Origin of the sequence: Paenibacillus sp. FSL M7-0896 (genome assembly GCF_037975415.1) — a bacterium.
Taxonomy (GTDB): domain Bacteria; phylum Bacillota; class Bacilli; order Paenibacillales; family Paenibacillaceae; genus Paenibacillus_AQ; species Paenibacillus_AQ silagei.
This window is the reverse complement of sequence record NZ_CP150250.1, coordinates 2,665,406-2,687,391: the sequence shown is the minus strand read 5'-3', so window position 1 is coordinate 2,687,391 and position 21,986 is coordinate 2,665,406. Positions and strand designations below refer to the sequence as shown.

Below are 21,986 nucleotides of genomic sequence, written 5' to 3'. Positions count from 1 at the left end.
CCCATTCGTGTGAGTACCAAGATGTCGAACTTTATATATTATTGTAAACTACAGATATATTCTACTAGATTTTCCGGTTGAGTCATATACAAAAAGAAGATAAATATCCCATTTCGCGAACTAACGTTCTTAAAATGCTTGACGGCGCAGGTTCACGGGGTTATAGTAAATGCACAGGTAACACATATTAAGCGGGAGAAGCACCTCGTCAGGACAGGCAGTTCATGCCTTTCTTGGAGGTGCTTCTTTGTGTTTACTGCCAAATGAACAATCAGAGGAGCTGAACGCAATGTTTAAATTCATGGGCTTGACGAATTGGAGAGGGATGGGAGTTGTAACACCTTTCTCGGGAAGAGCTGTAAGAAGGCTGTTTGTGCTGGTGATACTGCTGTCACTTTGTACATCTCCCATGTCCGGTGTCTCCGCCGATTCCGGGTGGGATGCTGCGCTGGACGAGATTCATAATCTGTATACAGACTATACGGGTCTACAGGCATCGCTGAAGTCTGACCTCCAGCGAAATCAGGAATTGCGCAAGCAGAATAACGCCGCACTTGCCGCAGTGAACAAGCAGCTTCAAGCCACTAATGCTGCCCAGCTCGCCAAGCTCAAGGCTGCCGCGGAAGCGGTGCAGAAGAAGCATGCTCCGCTCCTGGACCAGTATACTGCTCTCAGCAAACAGATCACCGCTGCCCGCAAGGTAAGCAATCTGAAGAGTGCCACTGTGCTTGAGCTGAAGCGCAATAAGCTTAAGGCTGCTGCTACCGCAGCACGGGCTGAAGTGAAGAAGGCCACCTCAGCCTTGGCAGAAGCCAAAGCGTTAACTGCCGCGAAGAACAAGCCGGCTAAGGATGCCCTTGCCCCCATCACCCTGCTCAAGAAGCAGATTGCCGCTCAGAACAAGCTATTCTCAGCCGCACAATCAGAAAGAACCGAAGCCGACAAGCGCTACAAAGCCGCTGTCCAGGCGGGAGACGCTACCCAGGCTGCGGCTGCAATGAAGCTGTCTTATAACCGGATGAAGGAGATCCGTACTATGGCCGGACAGTTGTACGGCTGGGAGCAACAGATCAGCACGGCGCTCCGTGCCGCAGAGCTTAAGCTGCCGAAGTAGCCGAAGCAGCATATTCATCAGGGTCAGAGCAGCTTCACCAGCCAGGTGATAATGAAGGCTCCCGGTACAAGCAGGGCTTGCCCCAGCAGAGATCCCAGGAAGCGCGAGCCCATCAAGAGTACATAGATCTTCCCGAGCTGGTCACGGTATTCCGCATTCTCCGTTGCCTTATGGGTGATGATTCCCAGCTGCGGATCGATGAACACCGTCAGCAGTATCGTTGCTATCCCGTTAATCAGGCCGGATGCCTGGGAAGCAGTGGTGCTGAACGCCGGCAACAGTTTGGCCGCATACATCGAGGATAACACACCTACGGTGTAGAAGGCCGTCACGAAGACATTCATCACAATGAAGCGCTTGGGAATTCCAAGATAACGGAAGCTGCTCAGCCTGACCTTCGGTCTGCGGATATATTTGCGCGTATTCTTAAGTTGGCTGACTGTTACACTCGTCAGCAGCTTAGGGATAGATCCTTCGATCTCCAGCTTGGAAATTACTCTTGCGAACAGTCCTACGAAGGTTGGAAACAAGGCGATGGCGATCAATGTACCCAGTGAAGAAGCCAGCATAATAATCCGCAAATAGTTGAGCAGCGGGAAGCTGTCGTCAGCTTTGGCATAATCTACGAACTTCGCCGTTAAGGGGCCTTGTACCATATTTGCGGTTCTGGAGACCAGCACGATAATTCCGGTCAGGGATAAGGCGATGGCGATCTTGTTCAGCTTCACTCCGGCAAAACGCACCGAATACGACAAGGTCTCCGCCGTATGAATAATCAGAGTCAACAGACATACCACTAATAAGCTGTTCGTCATTTACGGTTACTCATCTCCAAATCAGGCAGCATTCGGCAGATGACCGGCATTCTTGTTCCAGATTATTACAGACCGGATCGCCTCACTTAATATATATTCTTCTTCCTATATAATCCAGAATCAATTTTGTAAGATTTGGTCAACCGTCCAGCAGAACAGAATTCCGGCTGTATACCGGACCAGATCAATCCAGAGAAACCCGTGGCCGAGAATCAAGCTGCCAAGGGTTGTAGCACGGATATGCACAATCCACTCTGCCTGATAGAGCTGGCTGAACTCAATTCCGAAGCTGAAGCACAGGCTAAGGACAAGCGACATCCATAGCGGATGCCGGATCAGCAGCACCCGGGAGGCAAGGTAGATCATCCCTGCCCAGATCGCATCCCCAAAGTGTTCGCTGACAAAGTGCGGCAGCGAGTTCCCGTATGCCCTGGTCGCAAGACCCAGCAGGGCGGCTAGCAGTACTGCACCGCAGTAGATCATTCTGGATTGTAAATTCAAAATCAGCAATCGTAACTACTCCTTCATTAATCAAATACAACCTTCAATCAAATATAACCTTCCTGGGCGCAGCTGCATCCCGCATGAACAGCTTCGGGGGATAAGGGATTGTTAGCCCGGGCAGTTCATCTTCCTTGAAGAATCTCAGCTCTTCCGCCTCCCCGTCCAGGCTCCTGAGCTGGCCTTTAACAATGACACATTCAAATACAATAACCGTGTACTCTACCTGATCCCCGTTGCTATATTCATATCTGAATTTCTCACCGCCGAATACGCCGATAATCTGTTCAGGCGTAACCATTAAGCCGGTCTCTTCGAACACCTCTCTGCGCAGCGCCCTGGACGGGGTCTCTCCAGGTTCAACCGCTCCGGCTGGCAGGCCCCATAAGGTCTCATCCTTTTTGCGGATCAGCAGAATCCGATCCTGTTCATCTCTTACTACAGCCGCTACAGACGGCATCATTAACAGCCCGCCTCCGGCCTTCCCGCGCAGCTCCCGGTAATACTCAGACATTGACATGAAGCATCCCCCCACTTTATTTCAATTGGTCCCTATATCATTCTTAATTCCAGTTTATAGCTCATCCTTGCGGAAAGAAACCGGATGAACCACGAAATCACCCGGCTGATTCTCACAATCCGTCAGCTCTACCTTATAGAATTCCTCGGTCTCGGCAAGCCGGATCACTCTGCACACATATTCAATCTTCCCGCCGTCGCCTGCCCAGTCCCGGCTGTTGTCCACCGTCCAGTGCAGTACCCTGCCATCGTTGTAGAAATCATGAATATACGGCCCGCTGTCAACACCCCACTCCAGCATGGTGAGGTTATCTCCCTTACCTTCCTTAAATCTATGTATCATTTCTGTAATTCTGTCCAAATCCAGCTGATCAAAATGCGTAATCAAGTTCCGCTGGTCCCTGACCAGAGGGGCTGGCTTGTTGACTTCCCGTATCAGCAATAGTGAGAGTACCGCAATAAGTAGCGTTTCAAGAATTATAATAGTCCGACTGTATTTGCTAAAAAAGTTGTTCATGTGCCCTCCCGCTCCATGGTTTATGAATAAACCGGTTTAGCACTATATTTGACATGGTTGTATGATATTCCTTGTCTGATCCACAATTGTGATGCAAGTGAATAAAAACTGTTACGAAACAAAAAGCCATGCAACCCAAAAATACCTCCAGACATACGCCGGAGATATCTTTGGGTTCTTTTGTTTTTTGTATTCACATTCGTCACTAATTCCTTAGCCTTCGCCAAGCTCCGGTGACTCCAACAGATGATCCAGCAGTTGCAGCCCGCGGCGGCGGGTGCGGAACGTCCACAGCAGATCAGCTGTGAATATAAGTAGGACCACGGGCAGTACAGGCATCCATACCCTCTCTATTTGCAGATACAGGAAGTGTACCAGCGGATGCAAGCCGAACATGCAAGCCACTGACAGTCCCCACCAATACAGCGAGAATTTCAGGCAGATATGCCCTTGCAGCTGAAACGGCATCCCTGAATAATCCCACCATTGTCTACGAAAGATCTCCTTAAGCAGCCAGCCGCTAATAAACTCAACCGCTGAAGGGACAATCAGCGCAAGCAGCAGGAATAACGGCAAGGGAAGCCTGATTTCATGTGCTGCCAGCAGTAGTAGCGGTGCGCAGCCATACATGGGTTTAAATGGCCCTTTGAGGAAGCCTTCTTTCCGAAAGGTCCCCGTGCTGTAGAGGTTATAGCTGCCTTCAAGGACCCACCCCAGAAACGAGTACACAGTGAAATAGAACAGATAGGGACTTGCCACAGCCACTATACTGTAACTTTGCTGTAAAAGTAAAGGTGTCATCGTAGTTATTCGCGCCTCCGGTCCCAATTATTTTCCAATTGGAGCTAGTATGTCTCCAAGAACGGGACATTATGACGGGAATATCTGTCGGTTTTTCTCATACATTCCAGACTCCTTATTAACTCCGTCGGCCTGCGTCCGGTGAAATCATAATCCCTATACCAGAAAAAAGACTGCCCCGTGAGGAACAGTCTGTAACATGCATATGCCTTATACCTTATGCTGCCTTATGACCTAGCCGCATGCCTTATCCCTATCCCCTAATTCTTAGGAAGCGGGTCAGGATGGGCGGTTTCGGCCGGTTTGGCTTCCCAATCATCGGCTTCAGGTTCAATATCCACACCATTCTCCATCTTTTTGCGTTCTGCGAGTGAATCCCCGTCTTTATTCTCCTTGTTGCGGATGTCTGCTTCATTTTGGGATTGATCCGACATGTGAATTCCTCCTTGTATGCAAGTTGTGCGCGATTTGGATTACTTAGTTATAGTTACCCGCGAACCCCTTTTGCAAACATCCCGTCTGAACAAAGCTCCTTTTTCCTTGTCTTATCCATTCACTTGCCATTCGGCGAACAGGTCCCTCTTATTCATAATAGACACGAAACACAATGTCCTGCTCGTAATTCCCGAAGCCGCGCCCGAATAACGTTAAGCCGCCCCGCCTTCGGGTCGTGTCTTCTGCCGTGAACCTGAAGCTCCACTGGTCCTGCTGCCAGCCCACCTGATCAATGGTAACTGCCGATATCTGCTGGCCGTCTATATAAGTTCCCCCTGCATTAATTCTGAGCACCTTGAGCAGCCCGTACTGGTTCACATCCGATTTCCACCAGGCTGGAGTCAGCCGGCCTCTCATTACGCCGAAGTCTCCGGGGCTGGTCCATTTGCCAAGCGAAATGCCATTCATCATAAAAGAGATATCCGAAGGCCACTTCTCGTTCACACTCGGTGCCTCCGAGCCGATCTCCATGGAAATCTCAATCTCCTGGACCGTCTGATCCATGAACAGATAATTCGGAACCTTATATTCCACGTATCCTTTGGCGAACCAGAGAATGCCGGCATCCACCCGCTGCGGGTCCAGGAAATAACGCGGGTCGTCATAATACCCGATCAGCTTCTCGGTTGTGGCAATGCCGCAGGTCGGTGAAGCTGCAAGGTCGGTGTAATGGCCCACAGGGACAGAGACCTCCACTACTTTGCGGGCGATGCCTTTGGCCCCGGATAATTTAATCTGCAAGAAATTCGCGGAAAGTGAGCAGAATTTATAAGTCCCCCCGTCGATCCGCTTCATCTGGGAGCTGACGATGCCGGCCTTCTGCAGCTTGGCAACATGCGAGCTGACAATGGCACTGCTGAGATACAGCCTGGCCGCAATCTCCTTAATATGCATCTCCTCGCTGCTAAGCAGATCGATGATCCGCAGCCTCACTTCACTGGCAAGTGCTTCATAGACCTTCAACGATTCGGAATCTGTGGTTAAATACATCGGTGGCCCTCCGCGCTCTTTGAATTAGTTATTAAGTTAATCCTGAAATTAGTTATTGCTTAGTATACCCCGTAATTCGTATCATGTAATCATAAACGGGCTTGAACGATTAGCTATTTCATTAATCTAATACAAAGGAGCTTCTAACTATGAGCATTCAATCCAAGATGATTGTCGACAAAGACTTCAAGCTGGCCGAGGTAGATCCAAGGCTGTACGGTTCCTTCATTGAACATCTGGGCCGGGCCGTCTATGGCGGAATCTATGAGCCGGGACATCCTACCGCTGACGAGAACGGGTTCCGCGGCGATGCCCTCCAGGCTATCAAGGCACTACGCGTACCGATCATCCGTTATCCGGGAGGCAACTTTGTATCCGGTTATAACTGGGAAGACGGCGTTGGACCCAAGGCGGAACGGAAGCGCTCTCTTGAACTTGCCTGGTGGGTTACAGAGACTAACCAGGTAGGCACGAATGAATTCGCCGATTGGGCCAAGCTGGCCGGTTCTGAAGTGATGATGGCAGTGAACCTGGGCACACGTGGAATCGACGCTGCAAGGAATCTGGTCGAGTACTGCAACCATCCCTCCGGTTCTTATTGGAGCGACCTGCGGATCTCCCACGGCTATAAGGCACCGCATAATTTCCGCACCTGGTGTCTGGGCAATGAAATGGACGGTCCATGGCAGATCGGAGCCAAGACTGCAGTCGAATACGGAAGACTCGCCAATGAGACCGCCAAAGCGATGCGCTGGGTGGATCCTTCTCTGGAGCTTGTCGCCTGCGGCAGCTCGGGCAGCAACATGAGCACTTTTGCCGAATGGGAAGCTACAGTTCTGGATCTCACCTATGATAATGTCGATTTCCTGTCGCTGCACACTTACTACAATAACAATGATGGGGATACAGCGAATTTCCTGGCCCAATCGCTTGATATGGATCAGTTTATCGACAGCGTAGCAGCAGTATGTGATTATATCAAGGCTAAGAAGAAAAGCAAGAAAAAGATTTACCTGTCCCTTGATGAATGGAATGTATGGAAATCGCAGGGCTCTAGCCGTGCCGAGCAGCACTGGCAGATTGCACCGCCTGAATTCGAGGATGTCTATACCCTGGAGGATGCGCTGGTAGTGGGCTGCTGCCTGATCAGCCTGCTTAAGCATGCAGACCGGGTCAAGATGGCCTGTATCGCCCAGCTCATTAATGTCATTGCACCGATTATGACGGAGGACGGAGGACCGCTCTGGCTGCAGACCACTTATTATCCTTACATGCATGCTTCCATCTACGGCCGGGGAACGGTGCTGCACCCGCTGATTACAAGTTCCAAATATGATTCCAAGGATTTCACCGACGTTCCATATCTGGAAGCGGTCAGTGTATATAATGAGGAGCTGAACGAGGTTACTGTGTTTGCAGTGAACCGCCATCTGAGCGAAGGCATGGAGCTGGCGGTTGATCTGCGGAGCTTCGGCGCTGTAGAGGTTATTCAGCACACGGTTCTTGAGCATGAGGATCTTCAGGCGGCCAATACCCGCTCCAACCCGTCGAATGTACTTCCGCACAACCGGGGAACAGCAGCCGCAGACGGCGGCCGGGTGAGCGCAATGCTTCCGGCTGCTTCCTGGAACGTAATCCGGCTGCGTGTGAACGGCTGATTACTGAATGCTGCAAGCTTAATGGTACATGATCCAGGCGACTAGCGGTCCGGCGATGGAGCCGACAATCGCGCACACAGTCATGGCTACAGAGCTCATGGACACCGACTCTTCGCCGTATTCCAGTGCCTTGGCGGTGCCGAGGGCATGGGAAGCTGTGCCCAGGCCAATGCCGATCCCCGACTCGCTGCGGATTCTGAACAGCTTAATTATATAGGGGCCGCCGATTGCTCCCGTGAAGCCGGCAACCATCACGAACACGGAGGTCAGCGATGAATCTCCGCCGAGATTGCTGGAGATCTGGATCGCTACAGCGGTGGTAATCGACTTGGGCAGAATGGACAGCACATACAGCTTGGAGAAGCCGAGTCCGGCTGCCATCAGCAGCCCGCTGAACATTCCGACCATAAGTCCGGTGACCGTTCCGCCGAGAATGGCAGGGAGATTCTTCCACAGTACATGCCGCTGTTTGTATAAGGGATAAGCCAGCGATACTACCGCTGGTCCCAGCAGGCGGTTAATCCAGTCGCCGCCGATCATGTAAGTCTCATAAGAGATATGGAAGCCCATGAGCAGCACAACCACCGTGAACGTTGCGGTCAGCGCGGGCAGGAGGACAGGAAGACGGTAACGTCTGTACAGTATGGACATGACCAGATAGATCACCACGTTCATCAGCACGAAGCTGGCAGCCAGCAGAATTCTCATGCTTCCTTCCCCTTCCCTTGGACATTACGGGCACGGTACGTCCGGCGTGTTAAGCGTTTGACGCTGCGGGCGGCAATCCACTGGCTGGAATGTGCTGTAACAACCATGGTCAACACACTGCTGATGACGAGAATGCCGATCAGAAGCAAGCCTCTTCCGCTAAAGATATCCAGATGGTTCATGATGCCTGCGGTGGCCGGGATGAAGAACATGGGCAGATACGCCAGAATAAAGGACGAGCCGTTCTCGATCAGCTTCACGGGCACAATCTTTAGCAGCAGCAAGACGAAGAGCAGCAACAGTCCCACGATACTGCCTGGAATCGGCAAATGCAGCAGCTCTTGCAGATAGTCTCCGGCCAGGAAGAACACATACAGCAGGCAGACCTCGGCGATAATGCGGATGATTTTCATAATGCAGGAATCCCTTCAATCTTGAAATGACGATCATAAGCAGCCGCTTACCGGCAGCAGGCTGACTTCCTAAGAGTAGCAGAGTTTTCAGCAAATTTTCAATAAGTTTTCGACTCTTCTATGTACTTTCATTATTGATCTAATATTTCAAAAAAAAGAAACGGATGCAACCCCTCAGGGCAGCATCCGTTTCTTTGTGATCCTCATAACAGCCTCCGGCCCGCAGGCCTTATCGCCCTTAGACCCACTCTACCACCTGCGAAGCGTTCTGCCGGGTCTTCACACGCGGCTCACCGCTCCGGTAGCCGAAGGCTACCATGCAGGCCAGCCCGAAATGTTCAGGGTCCATAATCCCCTCGTCGGCCAGAAGCTGCTCCATTTTCTGCTTATCGAAGCCTTCAATCGGACAGGAATCGATGCCGATCAGCGCAGCTGCGGTCATCATATTGCCAAGGGGCAGATAGGTCTGACGCGCGCCCCACTCGAAGATCGCCCGCTCATTGCCAGCCAGGCCGAAATCGTTTTTCAGGAATGCGCCGTAGACCCGCTGCTTGCCCTCTGCAATCTCAACCGGCAGCTTCTGTACCTCCGACATCATACTCTGAATATATTCTGAGTCAGCTGCCAGATCACGCGGCTGTCTGGCCAGAATAAGCACGAAATGGCTTGCGGTCGGAAGCTGCTTCTGCGCGCCCCAGGCGTATGGCAGCAGCTTCTGCCGGAGCTCCGGGTTCTGGACAACTACAAACTTCCAGGGCTCGAAGCCAAACGAACTCGGTGACAGACGTCCCGTCTCCAGAATGAAGCCGAAATCCTCCCCGCTGATCTTTCTGTTGCTGTCGAATTCCTTAGTCGCATGTCTGTACTCATAGGCTGCCAAAATCTGCTCTTTCGTCATTTGAGTTGCTGTGCTTGTGTTCTCCATCCTCCATACTCCCTTTCTGTGTACCGTTCATGATAAGGAATTGACGTTTTCCTGTTCCCATGCCTATAGTAATGGATATACAACACATTTAGAAGTACGCACATTTTTGTGATGTAGTATACAAAATGATACTAAGGAGCGTGTTCAGTAATGCGCAACCGTAAAGGCGGTTTCGGCACTTGCCCTGATAGCAATGCCTTTGCTTGTCCTGTAGAATTCACCCTCGATGTTATCGGCGGTAAATGGAAGGGTGTGCTGCTGTACCATATGATGGATTCCACAGTCCGGTTCAACGAATTCCGCCGCATCTGCCCCAGCATCACCCAGCGCATGCTGACCCTGCAGCTCCGCGAGCTGGAGGAGGATGGCGTCGTACACCGTGAGGTCTATCATCAGGTGCCGCCCAAGGTCGAGTACTCCTTGACTGATTTCGGCCGGTCTCTGATTCCGATCATCAAGCTGATGAGAGATTGGGGTCTGGAGTACCAGGCGAAGCAACAGACTTCAGAGCGTCCAACTATAGACACCGGAGTGTAACGGGGCATAGCAGAATAGGGACTGTCTCAAAGTAGATATTCTATAGACGGGTCAGATCTCAGATGTTTCAAAGGATTCAAATGTTAAAAAAGCAGCGATTCTCTCATATTGGAGAACCGCTGCTTTCTGTTTTTGTTGAAAAAATATATTTTCGTATCCCACTTAAACAGCGGAGAGGACGAAACGATTGTGTAAAAGCGTCAGCGGTCGCCTTGTTCTCCGGATTTTCACCGCTAAGGGGAATGAAAAAAATCTGGAGACCACAGCGATTGGAACAACGGTTCGTTCACGCAGCGTCCACCCAAGTACTCACGTTAATCCTGCTTAAAAAAAGGGGCCGTTTTCCAGTCTATTTTGAATCTTCGAAAAACTCCTCCGCCTTCTGCTTATGCTCCTCCTTGACCTGTCCGGCAATAGCCCGGATGCCCGCCGCCATGACGGCAGCATCGTCTGTGAAGCCCAGGCCGATCAGCGCATCGGGAATAGCATCAATCGGGGAAATGAAATACGCCAGCGCTCCAAAGGCAATCCCTTTCGCCCATAGCGGTGTTTTGGCATCCATAGCACAGTAATACATGGCTATCGCTTCTCTGGTGAAGGGGATTTTACCGGCGGCTTTCCTGGTTTTGCTCCAGAAGCTCTTCTTCACAAGCTCCTCATTCTTCTTGTCATACTCAAAGCTCTCCACCAATACTCCTGCCGGCAGCTTACCTGTCTGATTGTCCATCCGTAGTTCCCTCCCGGTGATTAGACTGCCTATATATGGCCTCGCGCCTACCCTTACTATATCTTCACACCATTCCCTTGCGGCTAATCACTGTGGCTTATAATGCTTCACTTAGGAGCCCAGATGCTCCTGGAAGAACAACGCCGTCTGTCTGCGCTGGAATTCGCTCACCTCATGCCCGGAGAACGGATAATCCATAATCTCCTTAGGCGATTCTATCCGGTTATACGCGGCATAGATCGTCTCCGGCATACATACCGTATCCTTCCAGCCTACGGACATCTGAACAGGGACGGTGAAGCGGTGAGCCAGATTGACGATATCGAAAAAGGCCAGATTCTCAAACACACGCTCCAGATGCTCCGGATAGCGCTTCAGGTATTCCGCGATCTCAGTAAGTGAGCTGGTGGAATTCAGCACCCCGAAATCCAGCCGGCACAGATTAGGAATATCTGCGGCTACCGCAGCCACGCGGCGGCTGAGCGCTCCCGCCAACAGAGCGATCCCTCCGCCCTGGCTGGCTCCTGTAATCGCAATACGCGCCGGATCAACCCCCGGCAGCTGTGCTGCCGTCTCTATAGCCCGTACGGTATCTATGGCTAACGCCAGATAGTAGGACTGCTCCTTCTCCAGCAGCCCCTGGGTAATCCAGCCTCTGACAATCCCGTGCTCTTGCGGCAGCAGATTGCCGGTCTCTCCAAGCTGACCACGAACATCTACGGCCAGTACTGTGTATCCAAGCAGCAAGAAATCTGCGTAACGCTCGGGATATCCCCGGTCACCGGTGTAACCTGGAAAGGTCACAACACACGGCCGGTCTCCCATGCCGTCCGTATCACCGGCAGGCTGGATATACCAGGCATTGATCGTAGTCTCCCCATAGCTCATATAGCTGACCTTGCTCACCTTCATGCCCGGATAGGGGGTATCTTCAGGGGTGATGCTCAAATCCAGCGGCTGCTCTTCATCTTCCGCGAGCAGATCATTCCAGAATTCATCAATCGTCTCCCGGTCCAGTGTAGGCTCTGGACGGCAGTTCTCCAGCTCTTGCTTACGCATCTCTATTGCATTCATCTCAATTCCTCCTGTGTTGCATGCATTCTTAAAACCTTGCATGTCTATGTAAGCGTCATTAATATTATAGATATAAATTCATAGAATTCCAAAGGAGTTGTTTATTATTCGTTACGGAACGTTGGCACACACTGCCGGCTGCCTGCCGCTTAAGGAATTGACCGCCGCTCTTCAGACCTACAATATTGACTTCGTACAGCTAGCCTTATCCAAAGCCATACAGGACATTGACCTCTCCCCCGGCAAGCTTAGTCCTGGACTGGCCTCATACATTGGCGAGCAATTCGACAGGGCTGGTATCCGCATCGGTGTGCTTGGCTGCTACATTAATCCGATTCACCCCGATCCTGCGGTCCGCCGGTCGGAGATTAACCGCTTCAAGGAGCATCTGCGCTACGCCCGCCAGTTCGGCGCGCCTATGGTCGCTACGGAGACGGGGGCATTTACGACCTTCCAGGAAATCGACCCTTACCGCTATGAGGAGATCGGTTGGGATGCCCTTAAGGCAACCATCGAGGAGCTGGCAGAGGAGGCGGAGAAATGGGGCGTATTCCTAGGTCTCGAGGGCGTCAGCACTCACACCCTGTCCTCTCCGGCCAAAATGCGGCGTATCCTCGACGAGGTGCCTTCGAGCTCCATCGGTGTCGTATTCGACCCATGCAACCTGATCGGTCAAGAGGTTCATCTCCAGGATGAGATCGTCGATCAATCCTTCAGCCTGTTCGGCGACCGGATCATCCTTGCCCATCTCAAAGGAATCTATGAGGACGGCGGACGCATTCGTCACGGCGCTCCCGGAACCGGACTGTTCCACACCGCTGAGTTCCTGAACAAGCTTGAGGCGCATAAGCCGATGATCGATGTCTCGCTGGAGGATGTCACCAGCCTGGAGATCCGGGACACTGTGAATCTGCTGCGTAATCTGCGCAAATCGTTATAATCCGGCCATAACCCCATTTCCTCCAAAAGTACCGCTTAGCGGTACTTTTCGCTTTTCACTGAATAAAATAGTATACCTATCGCAATTTTGCAGGGCGATGGTGCAGAAAGGAAGGGATCACAGATGCGGTTCACTTTCCCCATTCTTACCTTAAGCCATGGCGGGGCACAACGCATGCTCGTGGAGCTTACGAACGGTCTTACTGCCCGGGGCCACCAGGTTGTGATTGTCATGCCGCTGGGAGGGGATGTTTCCTATGACGTCCGTTCCACTCTGCTGATTACCGACTACCCGCTGCTTCGCGAATCCGATTTTCCGGTCAGTGATATCATCGTCTCCAATTTCTACACTACGGTTCCGGTCTCACAGGCAGCCAGCCTGAACGGCAAAGGTATGCATATCCGCCTCTCCTTGTGCTATGAACCTCTTTTTCTGCCGCAGAACGAGGTATCCTTCCCCTCCTATCATATTACTGATAAGCTGATCGTCCTCTCCAGATGGCAGCAGGAGTTGATTAAGCTGGGGCACGGAATCAGCGGAAGCATTGTGCCGGTAGGGATCAGCTCTTCATTCCGGAATATGAATATCCGCAAGGAGCTTCAGGAGCCGCTGAACATTACAGCGATCCTGCGCAAGGTGGAGCACGGCTTCTCCTGGCACCGCGAGCAGGATTACCTGGTGAATCAGCTGGATATCGTGAAGCAGAACTTCCCGTGGGTCAATATCAATTTCATCAGTCCGCCGGATGAATGCTTCACCTCCGATTCGCTAAAAAGGATGATGAACAGCGGCAAATACCGCTTCTTCACGCCGCTCAATGACGAGGAGCTATGCTATCACTATAACGGTGCTGATATTTTTGTCAGCTCCAGCATTTTCGACACCGGCTCGTTGCCCGGGCTGGAGGCGATGCGCTGCGGGGCGGCGTTGGTCTCTGTCTATGCGGGAGGAAATCTGGAGTATGCCCGCCATGAGGAGAACTCCTTGTTGTCCTACCGGTATGAGAACCGGCTTGCAGCGGATGTGATGCGGCTTATTCAAGATCCCGCACTCCGGAACCGGATCGCCGCGCGCGGGGAGAGCGATTCAAGATCATGGACCTGGGAGAACAGTGTCAAAATCATGGAACGGACAGCCGCTGCCTTTTTAAAAGGGAACGGTGCGGGAAAATCGCGCTCCGGCCGACCTTTTGCAGAGAATGGGTAGAGGCTCCGGAGAATGCAGGAAAAGGTCCAACTTATGAGGATGGGGTTGAACCTTTTCTGTATTTTCCACTGATCCGCCAGAATACTGCCGGCAAACCTAAGAACCCATGACATCTATACATAGGCACGGCTGCACGTATGGTTTACACTGATTGTATATATACTAGGGTTATCGGAGGCGGGAGCATGAACAGGAATGAGGAGCAGCAAGAGTCCATGGGGTCTCAGTTCAAATATATGGTCAGCGGGGATTCTATCTCCAAGGGCGTTGTGTATGACGAGACCCGAAGCAAATATGTCATTCTGGAGGATAATTATGTATCCATGCTTCAGGGCAAGCTCAAGGGAGCTATGCGCAATACTGCCAGATTCGGCAATACGCTGATGAAGGGCTTCGGTAATCTGAAGCGCGATGTCCTGAAGGAGAAGCCGGATGTGGTGCTGATTGAATACGGCGGCAATGACTGTGACTACCACTGGAGTGAGATTGCGAGCAATCCCGAGGCAGAGCATAGTCCTAAGACGGATTTTCCGGCCTTCGAGCGGATGCTGGCTGATATGATTCATTTCCTGAAGAACCAGGGGATCACGCCAATCCTGATGAGTCTGCCTCCGCTGAATGCGGACAACTACTTCAAGTGGGTCAGCGGCAACAATCCCGATTCCGAAGTGAACATTATGAAGTTCCTCGGCAGCGTCACCAAAATCTACTGGTGGCAGGAGCGTTACAACTCCGCTATCCTCAAGGTCGCCGAGAGCACCAGGACCAAGATTATCGATGTCCGGGGCGCCTTCCTGCAGCAGCCGGATTATACCAAGTTCATCTGCCGGGACGGCATCCACCCCAACCGGGAGGGCCACCGGATTATCTACGACAAGGTGCTGGAATTCATCCGCATGAGTGAACCCCAGCTGCTGCTGGAGCCTGCGGCAATGCCTGGACATCCGTAGACAATAACAAGCGCTCCCCCAGCCTCGGCAGGGGAGCGCTTGCTATGTGTTCAAGGCTGCTGCAAGGAGACATACTTGTCGCCCAGTAGCTTCTGGAAGTAATTCCGGTTATACAGCATGCTGGGATGGCTGGGGGAATGAAGCAGCGCAGTCTCATTATAGCGGTTGGCCCGCTCATGCTGGCCCAGCCGGTCATAGCAGAGCGCAAGCTGCAGATTCGGAATCCAGGTGGCGAAGGCCTCATTCTTCATCCCCATGGACTCCGCCTGTCCGGGCAGCTGAATAGCAAGCTCAAACCAGTAGATGGCCGGATGAAGCTGGCCCTTCTCCAGATGCCAGGCCCCCAGCCGGCAGCAGCCTTCGGCACGCGGGGCATCATATTGCAGCGTGCGGGTGACCGCAGTGAAGGCCGCTTCCTTGTCCCCCAGCGCTTCCAGGCATTCGGCCAGCCGCAGGCAGGCCTGAATATTATCTTCAATCCAGCCCTGCCCGCCGCTGAGGAACAGCTCGTAATACCGGCAGGCCTCCCGGTGAATTCCGTGGTCGCGCAGCTCATTGGCGTAATAATATTGATCGCGCGCAGAGAAGCTCTCGCCTTCCGCTTCCCGTCTGCGGTAGATCCGCAGATTACGGTCCGTGTACGCCTTATCCTTCTCATGGGTAACACAGACGGTACTTGCCAGCGATGGGCCGTACACCTCCAGATATTCATGCACCGGACCGATCCATTTGAACCCGCAAGCCCGGCGGACCAGCCGGTTGCGCCGCAAGGAGGCCGTCACTCTCCCTTCCCCGTCAAAAGCGAGATTATACTGCATATTCACACTGTCCACCTGTCCCGGCAGCGAAGACTTCAGCTCCTTGAACAGTACCTGATCCTCTTCTTTCAGATAGTCGTCCGCATCCAGCCAGAAGATATAGTTCCGGGTCGCCTTGCTGAAGGCGAAATTACGGGCAGCAGAGAAATCGTCAATCCAGGTAAAATCATAAATTACGGCTCCAAAGGCAGCGGCAATGTCCTTGGTGCGGTCTGCCGATCCCGTATCCACAATAATGATCTCATCGACCAGCCCTTCCACAGAAGTCAGGCAGCGGGACAGGCTCTTCTCCTCATTGCGGACAATCATACATAAACTGATCTCAATCATGGCAGCCTCCTGAATACATAATCCACTAGACTATCATGATATGCAGTACAGCAGAGCGGGAACCCTTGCTCTCACCTAAGGGCTGCGGGGCGTTTTTGGAGCTTATACTTTTTTTGCGGACTAAGCCGATGATTTTTGTTATAATAAGCAGCATACTATTCATATACAAGAAGGGGACGTTACCTTTGTCAAAAATCATTAAGACATTAACCATTGCCGGCAGTGACTCCAGCGGAGGCGCAGGCATTCAGGCAGACCTCAAAACCTTTGAGGAATACGGCACTTACGGCTTCAGTGCCCTGACTACCATTGTGACGATGGACCCTGACCGGGGCTGGCACCACAATGTATACCCTATCGATGCTGCCATCGTTGCCGAACAGCTCAAGACGATCTTCGCCGGTGGTCCAGTAGATGCCATGAAGACCGGTATGCTCGGCAGTGTGGAGATTGTTAAGGTGGCTGAACAAGCCCTGAAGAACAACAAACAGACCAATGTCGTGATCGATCCGGTTATGGTATGCAAAGGCGAGGATGAAGTACTGAACCCGGAGAGTGCAGATGCCATCCGTGATCTGCTGCTGCCGCTGGCTACCGTGGCTACTCCGAATCTGTTCGAAGCCGGAGTGCTCTCCGGTCTCGGCAAGCTGACTACGCTTGATCAGATGAAGGATGCTGCCCGCCTGATCCATCAGCTTGGCACCCGGAATGTTGTCGTCAAGGGCGGCAAGGCGCTGGGCGGCGACAAGGCGATTGATATCTTCTTCGACGGCAGCGAATACCTCGTCCTGGAGACTGCGAAGATCGAGCCTGCCCATAACCATGGAGCCGGTTGCACCTTCGCCGCAGCGATTACCGGCGGGCTGGCTAACGGCTTGTCGGTGAAGGATGCAGTGGTGAAGGCGAAGGATTTCGTATCCGCCGCCATCCGTAACGGATATGCGTTCAATGAATATGTCGGCCCTGTATTCCACGGGGGCTATCGTCTGGAGCAGTAAGGCTGGACCCTTAACAAGCATGTAATTGAGCAATAGGCATACCAAAAACCTCTCTTCCTGATGACTGTCCAGTTCATCGGTGAAGAGAGGTTTTTTGGTGTACTGTATATCCTGCTTACTTAACGGTCGGTTCCTCCGCAATATGCTTCACGAACTCCAGCATCTTATCCTTGTCCTTGTCATTCAGTACTCCCATAATGATGGATTTCGCATTATAATTGATAGGCAGCTCCGAGATGAACGGGGATTTCAGAATATCCACACCGTACAGCTCATTCTTGCCGGTGTCCTCATTGACTCCCCACTGCATGCGGGTATCATCCGCGGCAAGCTTCCCGTCCGCCGTGATTGCCTCCAGATTCTGGAATCCGGTCTGCCCGCCAATCCACTTGACAGTGGCCTCATCCAGCACGAGAATATCCGGCCGGTTCGCCGCCAGCTCCACAACTGCCTTTTGCATATAGTTCATATCCAGCGAGTCGGAGCCGTCGCCCGTTCTGGGCAGATACGTCATCACCGTCTCCACCCGCTTCCATTCCGGGTAAGCCGCGATGATCGCCTTCTCCAGCTCCTCAGTCTTGCCGCTGGTATCCGTGACTCCGAAGCTGCCGATGAACATAATCTTAGCATCTACTGGCGGCAGAGAAGCTAGATATTGTCTATGCTGATAATTGTCATAGAGGGCCTTCCCGCCAAAAATCACTACCAGCAGCCCGATAATGCCGAGGATCACATGTGTCCGGTATAGCCGCATGAAGGTCTCCCACTTGCTTGCCGTACCGGAGAAGCGTCCATACTTGGCAAGCCGTTCATCTTCAGCCTTCTGGATCTCCTGCTCATCCCAGGTATCGAGAATCAGCTTGTACGCCCGGAAATCCGCTTCGTAGGCTGCTATCTCCTCCTCTGTGGTCAGGGCGCGTCTTCGCTTCAGGAGCAGATCGAACCGCTTGTTCAGTTCCTCTCTGGTTACGGTTTCAGGTAATCCTAACTGTACATACGCTTGCTTCAGGTTCTCGTTCACATTGAATTCTCCTTTGATATGGATGATGCCGTAGTTCTATATTAACAGACTTCACCCTGAATTCTCCACTCGCGCTATAGGCGGGCAGCAATGTCCCGGGTCTCCATCAGCAGGAACTCCATTTCGCTGTCCCCGTGCTGATGTACGAAGCTATGCCGGAGGACGAAGCCTGCCTTCTTATACACGCTAACTGCCCTCAGGTTGAAGGCAGCCACCGACAATCTGAATCTCTTCGCGTCATACGTCCGCTCTGCAAACTTCATCCCCGCTTGCAGGAAGGCCAGTCCTCGGCCCTGCCCGGTCAGATCCGGCCTTAGCCCCAAGCCGATATCGAGGGAAGTTCCATCCAGGTAGAGTCCGCTCTCTATCCCTTCCCCCACCTGCGCGTTCTGTCCGTAACAGAAGAACCCAATCAACGCTCCGTCCGCCGCAGCTACACTGAAATAAGAGCCGTCCAGCAGCTCCTCGATATCCTCTGCGTCATCAGCCGCGTCCAGCATATTGTACAGGGCATATGGCGTCTCGTATCTCCAATTAACAATCTCCCTGGCCGCCTGCTCATCCATTAACCGGATCTGATAACCTCTGCTCTGTTCCAGAATCACTATATCATCCCTCCGCTCTTGTGTTTCCTGAATTCGGTGGGCGTAAGCCCGGCATGCTTCTTGAACTGCTTGGAGAAATAGAACAGATCGCCGAAGCCGAGCTGGTCGGCAATCGCACTGACCGAACCGGAAGTGGTGGTCAGCAGCTCTTTGGCCTTTTCAATCTTTTGCCGGGTAATGTACTGGATGGGGGGCACGCCGATCTGCTGCTTGAACAGGCGCATGAAGTAGTTCGGGTGCATGTATGCAATCTCGGCAAGATCATGAATGGTCATATTCTGCTCGATATTCTCCGCGATATAATCCAGGACAGCCGTCAGCTTCCGGGCCGCCCCGAGATTCTTATAAGACAGCTCATCCAGCTTGAGATTCATCATGTAATAAGACATCAGCTCAAGCAGCTTGCTTCTCGCCAGCAGCGGGGCGTAGACCGCATCAGATCTGGCACTATCGGTGATCCCCTTGAACGCCGCCTCAACCGCAGCGGGATTCTCAGGAATACAGACATGACTCAGCTCAAGCACACGGAACAGGTTCATCTCCCCGACCTTGGCACTGAAATGACACCAGTATTTGAGAAAGGGACGTTCGCTGATGCAGGCATAGGATTGCCTCACACCCTCCGGCATTAGAATCAGCTCACCCGGCTTCGGATAATACTCCTTATCCCCGATCTTCAGCCAGCCTTCTCCCCCGATTATGTAATAAAACTTGCTGTAATCCGGAGTATAGTCCAGATCCCTCCAGTCCGTAGAGCATTCGTTATAGTCCGCTACGATCAGGTCAACCTTGAGATTGGCCAGGTAGCTGGTAAGCAGAGTATGGGAGTCCATGGGACAGACCGCCTTAAAGGTTATTTTTGTACATCAAAAAGTTAGTGCCGTACATTCTTACCTGTCCTGCCGTCCGGTACAATGAAGGCATTACCTCATACAAAGGGAGATGACTGGCGCATGATGAACACAACTGATTATCTGCAGGTTATTGACGAGACGATTAAGAACGGCCCTTACAAGGCGAATTGGGAGTCGCTAAGCGCTTATGAGGTGCCGCAGTGGTACCGCCAGGCCAAATTCGGGATCTTCATTCACTGGGGGCTGTATTCGGTTCCGGCCTTCAGCAATGAATGGTATTCACGCAATATGTACATTCAGGGCACGAAGGAATATGAGCATCATCTGGCAGTCTACGGGAACCACAAGGAGTTCGGGTACAAGGACTTCATTCCCCTGTTCACAGCGAAGCAGTTCGATCCGGGCGGGTGGGCTGCACTGTTCAAGGCCTCCGGCGCCAGATATGTCATTCCCGTGGCGGAACACCATGACGGCTTCCAGATGTATAAAAGCGCTGTCTCTCATTATAACACTTATGACATGGGTCCCGGGCGGGATATTCTCGGCGAGCTGAAGGCGGCCTTCGCAGAGCAGGGGCTGGAGCTGGGCGTCTCCTCCCACCGTGCGGAGCACTGGTTCTTCATGTCCCACGGCAAGGCGTTCGACTCCGATATCCGCGAGCCGCTTGTCCGCGGCGACTTCTACTGGCCGGCTATGCCGGAACCGGATCATCATGATCCCTATGGCTCTCCCCCGTCCGGGGAGTATCTGGAGGACTGGCTGATCCGCTGCTGCGAGCTGGTCGATCAGTACCAGCCCAAAATTTTTTACTTCGACTGGTGGATTGAGAATGCGGCCTTCCGGCCCTATCTGCAAAAGTTCGCGGCCTACTACTACAATCGCGCGGCAGAGCGCGGAATGCCGGCAGCTATTAATTATAAGCATGATGCCTTCATGTTCGGCAGTGCGGTCCCCGATGTCGAGCGCGGGCAATTCGCCGAGCTGAAGCCCTTCTTCTGGCAGACAGATACGGCGGCAGCGCGTAATTCCTGGTGTTATACGGAGAATAACGATTACAAATCCGCCGCAGAAATCATCCGCGACCTGGTCGATATCGTCAGCAAGAACGGCAATCTGCTCCTGAACGTGGGGCCCAAGGCCGATGGCAGCTTCGCAGAGGAGGATCAGGCAATTCTAACGGCCATCGGCAGCTGGCTGGGAACAAACGGAGAAGCGATCTATGATACCTCCTTCTGGCGCATATTTGGTGAAGGGCCGACACGTATTGAAGAAGGACAATTTACTGATGGCCAGGCCAAAACGTTCACACCGGAAGACATCCGCTTCACCGTGAAGGGTAGCTGCCTGTATGCAACCGTCCTGGTGTACCCGGAAGATGGTATTGTGCGCATCCAGTCGCTCCGGGAGAAATCCCCCTGCTTCGAGGGAATCCTGAGGGACATTACAGTCCTCGGGTTCAGCGAGCAGCCGGCCTGGGAACGGGATACTGAGGCCTTAACGATCCGCACCACTGCGGTCACAAGCGCCTTGCCGGTTGTGTTCAAGCTGGAGCTGGCGTGAGCTATCTTTGAAGCCGCTCCTCTAGTCCAATCCGTGCAGTCCTCTCCACTCTTCCGGCTGCATGCCGGTAATCCGTTTGAAGACGGCGCAGAAATAGCTGACATTCTCGAAGCCTGCCCGCTGGGCGATTTCATAGATCCGTTGACCCCGGCTGCTGAACATCAGCTGCTTGCTCCGGTTGATCCGCTGCTTGTTAATATAGGCCACCGGACGTTCACGGACGGTCCGCTGGAACAGCCGGCACAGATACTGCGGCGAGACTGACGCCACTTCGGCCAGCTCCTTCAGCAGCAGCGGGCGGTGCAGGTGAAGCTCAATATATTGCAGGACCGGCTTCATCCGCGCAAGCTCATTGTCCTCATTCGAGTCCGGAAGCAGGCTGCGCTTCAGATCGAGCAGCAGCGCGTACAGCAGCTTGGAACGCTCCATGTTGTCCTGAAGCTCATTGCCGCAGGAGAGCGTAAGCATCTCCTCAAGCGGAGCAAGGATGGATTCTGCTCTGAGACGTCCCACCCCGGACTCCCGTATTCCGGCGTAGAGCAGCATCTGGGCTGCTTCTCTTCCGTTGAAGGAGATCCAAGCCAGCTCCCATTCGCGGGTAAGCGGCGTATAAGAGTGGGGCACATCCGGGTAGAGACAGAAGATATCGCCCGCCTCGGCAATATAGGATTTCCCCTTGATATTCACTTCACCCTTGCCGCCGAGGACCTGGTGCAGCTGATAATCCGGGAAGCCCGCAGGCCGGGACATCTCCCCCTGATGCTCCCAATACCCGATGGTCATGGGATACAGGGGCAGCAGAAGCATATCTTCCATTTCGCAAAAGATCATCGTACTGTCCATAGCAGTCTCCCTCTAGATGCAATCTGGCATCACTTAGTTTCATATTCTATTATATCTAAACAAAATC

The 21,986-nt window shown here is 52.7% G+C and carries 25 protein-coding genes; 8 read left to right on the top strand and 17 right to left on the bottom strand.

Annotated elements, in window-relative coordinates:
- The first annotated feature begins 289 nt into the window (after nt 1-289).
- Nucleotides 290-1,114 carry a hypothetical protein gene (locus MKY12_RS11165; RefSeq protein WP_339313822.1) on the top strand — a complete coding sequence of 275 codons (825 nt, stop codon included), beginning with the start codon at nt 290-292 and terminating at the stop codon, nt 1,112-1,114.
- A 23-nt stretch (nt 1,115-1,137) separates the two neighbouring features.
- On the opposite strand, the gene MKY12_RS11160 is transcribed toward MKY12_RS11165, so the two are convergent.
- The 7 genes from MKY12_RS11160 to MKY12_RS11130 all read right to left on the bottom strand — a co-directional run bounded on the left by MKY12_RS11160 (nt 1,138) and on the right by MKY12_RS11130 (nt 5,752).
- Complete coding sequence (locus MKY12_RS11160; RefSeq protein WP_036729737.1) at nt 1,138-1,929, bottom strand: lipid II flippase Amj family protein; 792 nt, start codon at nt 1,927-1,929, stop codon at nt 1,138-1,140.
- Between the two features lie 120 nt (nt 1,930-2,049).
- On the bottom strand, nt 2,050-2,439 hold the full coding sequence (locus tag MKY12_RS11155) for a DUF2809 domain-containing protein (protein WP_339313821.1): 390 nt from the start codon (nt 2,437-2,439) through the stop codon (nt 2,050-2,052).
- Between the two features lie 34 nt (nt 2,440-2,473).
- Nucleotides 2,474-2,950, bottom strand: coding sequence for an NUDIX domain-containing protein (locus tag MKY12_RS11150; protein ID WP_076073992.1), 477 nt, complete (start codon nt 2,948-2,950; stop codon nt 2,474-2,476).
- Nucleotides 2,951-3,004: 54 nt separating this feature from the next.
- The gene (locus tag MKY12_RS11145) at nt 3,005-3,292 is read right to left on the bottom strand and encodes a hypothetical protein (protein WP_339313819.1); all 288 of its coding nucleotides are present in this window, start codon (nt 3,290-3,292) and stop codon (nt 3,005-3,007) included.
- A gap of 387 nt (nt 3,293-3,679) precedes the next feature.
- Complete coding sequence (locus MKY12_RS11140; protein WP_339313818.1) at nt 3,680-4,267, bottom strand: putative ABC transporter permease; 588 nt, start codon at nt 4,265-4,267, stop codon at nt 3,680-3,682.
- A gap of 260 nt (nt 4,268-4,527) precedes the next feature.
- Nucleotides 4,528-4,701 (bottom strand): hypothetical protein, encoded by a 174-nt coding sequence (locus MKY12_RS11135; protein ID WP_209992293.1) that lies wholly within the window; start codon nt 4,699-4,701, stop codon nt 4,528-4,530.
- A 148-nt stretch (nt 4,702-4,849) separates the two neighbouring features.
- Nucleotides 4,850-5,752 (bottom strand): ArsR family transcriptional regulator, encoded by a 903-nt coding sequence (locus tag MKY12_RS11130; RefSeq protein WP_036729749.1) that lies wholly within the window; start codon nt 5,750-5,752, stop codon nt 4,850-4,852.
- Between the two features lie 149 nt (nt 5,753-5,901).
- On the opposite strand from MKY12_RS11130, the gene MKY12_RS11125 reads away from it, so the two are divergent.
- Nucleotides 5,902-7,410 carry an alpha-N-arabinofuranosidase gene (locus tag MKY12_RS11125; RefSeq protein ID WP_339313817.1) on the top strand — a complete coding sequence of 503 codons (1,509 nt, stop codon included), beginning with the start codon at nt 5,902-5,904 and terminating at the stop codon, nt 7,408-7,410.
- A gap of 18 nt (nt 7,411-7,428) precedes the next feature.
- Here the strand turns inward: MKY12_RS11125 and MKY12_RS11120 are convergent, their stop codons facing one another.
- From MKY12_RS11120 to MKY12_RS11110, 3 genes are all read right to left on the bottom strand, one after another.
- Nucleotides 7,429-8,118, bottom strand: coding sequence for an LrgB family protein (locus tag MKY12_RS11120; protein WP_209875602.1), 690 nt, complete (start codon nt 8,116-8,118; stop codon nt 7,429-7,431).
- Nucleotides 8,115-8,531: a CidA/LrgA family holin-like protein gene (locus MKY12_RS11115; protein WP_339313816.1), complete on the bottom strand. Its 417-nt coding sequence runs from the start codon at nt 8,529-8,531 to the stop codon at nt 8,115-8,117. The genes MKY12_RS11120 and MKY12_RS11115 overlap by 4 nt, the downstream gene beginning before the upstream one ends.
- 238 nt (nt 8,532-8,769) lie before the next feature.
- Nucleotides 8,770-9,456, bottom strand: a complete 687-nt coding sequence (locus MKY12_RS11110; RefSeq protein WP_339313815.1) for an NAD(P)H-dependent oxidoreductase — start codon at nt 9,454-9,456, stop codon at nt 8,770-8,772.
- A gap of 150 nt (nt 9,457-9,606) precedes the next feature.
- Here MKY12_RS11110 and MKY12_RS11105 point away from each other — a divergent pair, with 150 nt between their 5' ends.
- Nucleotides 9,607-9,993, top strand: a complete 387-nt coding sequence (locus MKY12_RS11105) for a winged helix-turn-helix transcriptional regulator (protein ID WP_339313814.1) — start codon at nt 9,607-9,609, stop codon at nt 9,991-9,993.
- Nucleotides 9,994-10,342: 349 nt separating this feature from the next.
- On the opposite strand, the gene MKY12_RS11100 is transcribed toward MKY12_RS11105, so the two are convergent.
- Nucleotides 10,343-10,720 (bottom strand): YkvA family protein, encoded by a 378-nt coding sequence (locus tag MKY12_RS11100; RefSeq protein ID WP_339313813.1) that lies wholly within the window; start codon nt 10,718-10,720, stop codon nt 10,343-10,345.
- 111 nt (nt 10,721-10,831) lie between these two features.
- Nucleotides 10,832-11,794 carry an acetylxylan esterase gene (locus MKY12_RS11095; RefSeq protein ID WP_339313812.1) on the bottom strand — a complete coding sequence of 321 codons (963 nt, stop codon included), beginning with the start codon at nt 11,792-11,794 and terminating at the stop codon, nt 10,832-10,834.
- Nucleotides 11,795-11,891: 97 nt separating this feature from the next.
- Between MKY12_RS11095 and MKY12_RS11090 the strand changes: the two genes are divergently transcribed.
- The 3 genes from MKY12_RS11090 (at nt 11,892) to MKY12_RS11080 (ending at nt 14,890) form a co-directional block, all read left to right on the top strand.
- Entirely contained in the window at nt 11,892-12,734 is an 843-nt protein-coding gene (locus tag MKY12_RS11090) for a sugar phosphate isomerase/epimerase family protein (protein WP_339313811.1), read from the top strand.
- A gap of 123 nt (nt 12,735-12,857) precedes the next feature.
- A complete protein-coding gene (locus MKY12_RS11085) occupies nt 12,858-13,940 on the top strand; it encodes a glycosyltransferase family 4 protein (RefSeq protein ID WP_339313809.1) in 1,083 nt (360 codons plus the stop codon).
- 185 nt (nt 13,941-14,125) lie between these two features.
- Entirely contained in the window at nt 14,126-14,890 is a 765-nt protein-coding gene (locus MKY12_RS11080; RefSeq protein ID WP_051478358.1) for an SGNH/GDSL hydrolase family protein, read from the top strand.
- A gap of 50 nt (nt 14,891-14,940) precedes the next feature.
- Here the strand turns inward: MKY12_RS11080 and MKY12_RS11075 are convergent, their stop codons facing one another.
- Nucleotides 14,941-16,038 carry a glycosyltransferase family 2 protein gene (locus MKY12_RS11075; RefSeq protein ID WP_339313808.1) on the bottom strand — a complete coding sequence of 366 codons (1,098 nt, stop codon included), beginning with the start codon at nt 16,036-16,038 and terminating at the stop codon, nt 14,941-14,943.
- A 185-nt stretch (nt 16,039-16,223) separates the two neighbouring features.
- On the opposite strand from MKY12_RS11075, the gene thiD reads away from it, so the two are divergent.
- On the top strand, nt 16,224-17,036 hold the full coding sequence (gene thiD, locus MKY12_RS11070; protein ID WP_339313807.1) for a bifunctional hydroxymethylpyrimidine kinase/phosphomethylpyrimidine kinase: 813 nt from the start codon (nt 16,224-16,226) through the stop codon (nt 17,034-17,036).
- Nucleotides 17,037-17,151: 115 nt separating this feature from the next.
- On the opposite strand, the gene MKY12_RS11065 is transcribed toward thiD, so the two are convergent.
- The 3 genes from MKY12_RS11065 to MKY12_RS11055 form a co-directional block, all read right to left on the bottom strand.
- A complete protein-coding gene (locus tag MKY12_RS11065; protein ID WP_339313806.1) occupies nt 17,152-18,057 on the bottom strand; it encodes a hypothetical protein in 906 nt (301 codons plus the stop codon).
- A 74-nt stretch (nt 18,058-18,131) separates the two neighbouring features.
- A complete protein-coding gene (locus MKY12_RS11060; RefSeq protein WP_339313805.1) occupies nt 18,132-18,662 on the bottom strand; it encodes a GNAT family N-acetyltransferase in 531 nt (176 codons plus the stop codon).
- Entirely contained in the window at nt 18,662-19,495 is an 834-nt protein-coding gene (locus MKY12_RS11055) for an AraC family transcriptional regulator (RefSeq protein WP_076073962.1), read from the bottom strand. The genes MKY12_RS11060 and MKY12_RS11055 overlap by 1 nt, the downstream gene beginning before the upstream one ends.
- A 120-nt stretch (nt 19,496-19,615) precedes the next feature.
- Here MKY12_RS11055 and MKY12_RS11050 point away from each other — a divergent pair, with 120 nt between their 5' ends.
- The gene (locus MKY12_RS11050) at nt 19,616-21,076 is read left to right on the top strand and encodes an alpha-L-fucosidase (protein ID WP_339313804.1); all 1,461 of its coding nucleotides are present in this window, start codon (nt 19,616-19,618) and stop codon (nt 21,074-21,076) included.
- A gap of 21 nt (nt 21,077-21,097) precedes the next feature.
- On the opposite strand, the gene MKY12_RS11045 is transcribed toward MKY12_RS11050, so the two are convergent.
- The gene (locus MKY12_RS11045) at nt 21,098-21,892 is read right to left on the bottom strand and encodes an AraC family transcriptional regulator (RefSeq protein ID WP_339313803.1); all 795 of its coding nucleotides are present in this window, start codon (nt 21,890-21,892) and stop codon (nt 21,098-21,100) included.
- Nucleotides 21,893-21,986 lie beyond the last annotated feature (94 nt).

What these genes read in the sequence shown, in the direction of transcription:
- MKY12_RS11055 (WP_076073962.1), bottom strand. Translation starts at nt 19,495, where the DNA reads ATGGACTCCCATACTCTGCTTACCAGCTACCTGGCCAATCTCAAGGTT.
- MKY12_RS11150 (WP_076073992.1), bottom strand. Translation starts at nt 2,950, where the DNA reads ATGTCAATGTCTGAGTATTACCGGGAGCTGCGCGGGAAGGCCGGAGGC.
- MKY12_RS11075 (WP_339313808.1), bottom strand. Translation starts at nt 16,038, where the DNA reads ATGATTGAGATCAGTTTATGTATGATTGTCCGCAATGAGGAGAAGAGC.
- MKY12_RS11140 (WP_339313818.1), bottom strand. Translation starts at nt 4,267, where the DNA reads ATGACACCTTTACTTTTACAGCAAAGTTACAGTATAGTGGCTGTGGCA.
- MKY12_RS11165 (WP_339313822.1), top strand. Translation starts at nt 290, where the DNA reads ATGTTTAAATTCATGGGCTTGACGAATTGGAGAGGGATGGGAGTTGTA.
- MKY12_RS11135 (WP_209992293.1), bottom strand. Translation starts at nt 4,701, where the DNA reads ATGTCGGATCAATCCCAAAATGAAGCAGACATCCGCAACAAGGAGAAT.
- MKY12_RS11050 (WP_339313804.1), top strand. Translation starts at nt 19,616, where the DNA reads ATGATGAACACAACTGATTATCTGCAGGTTATTGACGAGACGATTAAG.
- MKY12_RS11115 (WP_339313816.1), bottom strand. Translation starts at nt 8,531, where the DNA reads ATGAAAATCATCCGCATTATCGCCGAGGTCTGCCTGCTGTATGTGTTC.
- MKY12_RS11125 (WP_339313817.1), top strand. Translation starts at nt 5,902, where the DNA reads ATGAGCATTCAATCCAAGATGATTGTCGACAAAGACTTCAAGCTGGCC.
- MKY12_RS11045 (WP_339313803.1), bottom strand. Translation starts at nt 21,892, where the DNA reads ATGGAAGATATGCTTCTGCTGCCCCTGTATCCCATGACCATCGGGTAT.
- MKY12_RS11080 (WP_051478358.1), top strand. Translation starts at nt 14,126, where the DNA reads ATGAACAGGAATGAGGAGCAGCAAGAGTCCATGGGGTCTCAGTTCAAA.
- MKY12_RS11130 (WP_036729749.1), bottom strand. Translation starts at nt 5,752, where the DNA reads ATGTATTTAACCACAGATTCCGAATCGTTGAAGGTCTATGAAGCACTT.
- MKY12_RS11095 (WP_339313812.1), bottom strand. Translation starts at nt 11,794, where the DNA reads ATGAATGCAATAGAGATGCGTAAGCAAGAGCTGGAGAACTGCCGTCCA.
- MKY12_RS11145 (WP_339313819.1), bottom strand. Translation starts at nt 3,292, where the DNA reads ATGATACATAGATTTAAGGAAGGTAAGGGAGATAACCTCACCATGCTG.
- MKY12_RS11085 (WP_339313809.1), top strand. Translation starts at nt 12,858, where the DNA reads ATGCGGTTCACTTTCCCCATTCTTACCTTAAGCCATGGCGGGGCACAA.
- MKY12_RS11110 (WP_339313815.1), bottom strand. Translation starts at nt 9,456, where the DNA reads ATGGAGAACACAAGCACAGCAACTCAAATGACGAAAGAGCAGATTTTG.
- MKY12_RS11160 (WP_036729737.1), bottom strand. Translation starts at nt 1,929, where the DNA reads ATGACGAACAGCTTATTAGTGGTATGTCTGTTGACTCTGATTATTCAT.
- MKY12_RS11100 (WP_339313813.1), bottom strand. Translation starts at nt 10,720, where the DNA reads ATGGACAATCAGACAGGTAAGCTGCCGGCAGGAGTATTGGTGGAGAGC.
- MKY12_RS11105 (WP_339313814.1), top strand. Translation starts at nt 9,607, where the DNA reads ATGCGCAACCGTAAAGGCGGTTTCGGCACTTGCCCTGATAGCAATGCC.
- MKY12_RS11120 (WP_209875602.1), bottom strand. Translation starts at nt 8,118, where the DNA reads ATGAGAATTCTGCTGGCTGCCAGCTTCGTGCTGATGAACGTGGTGATC.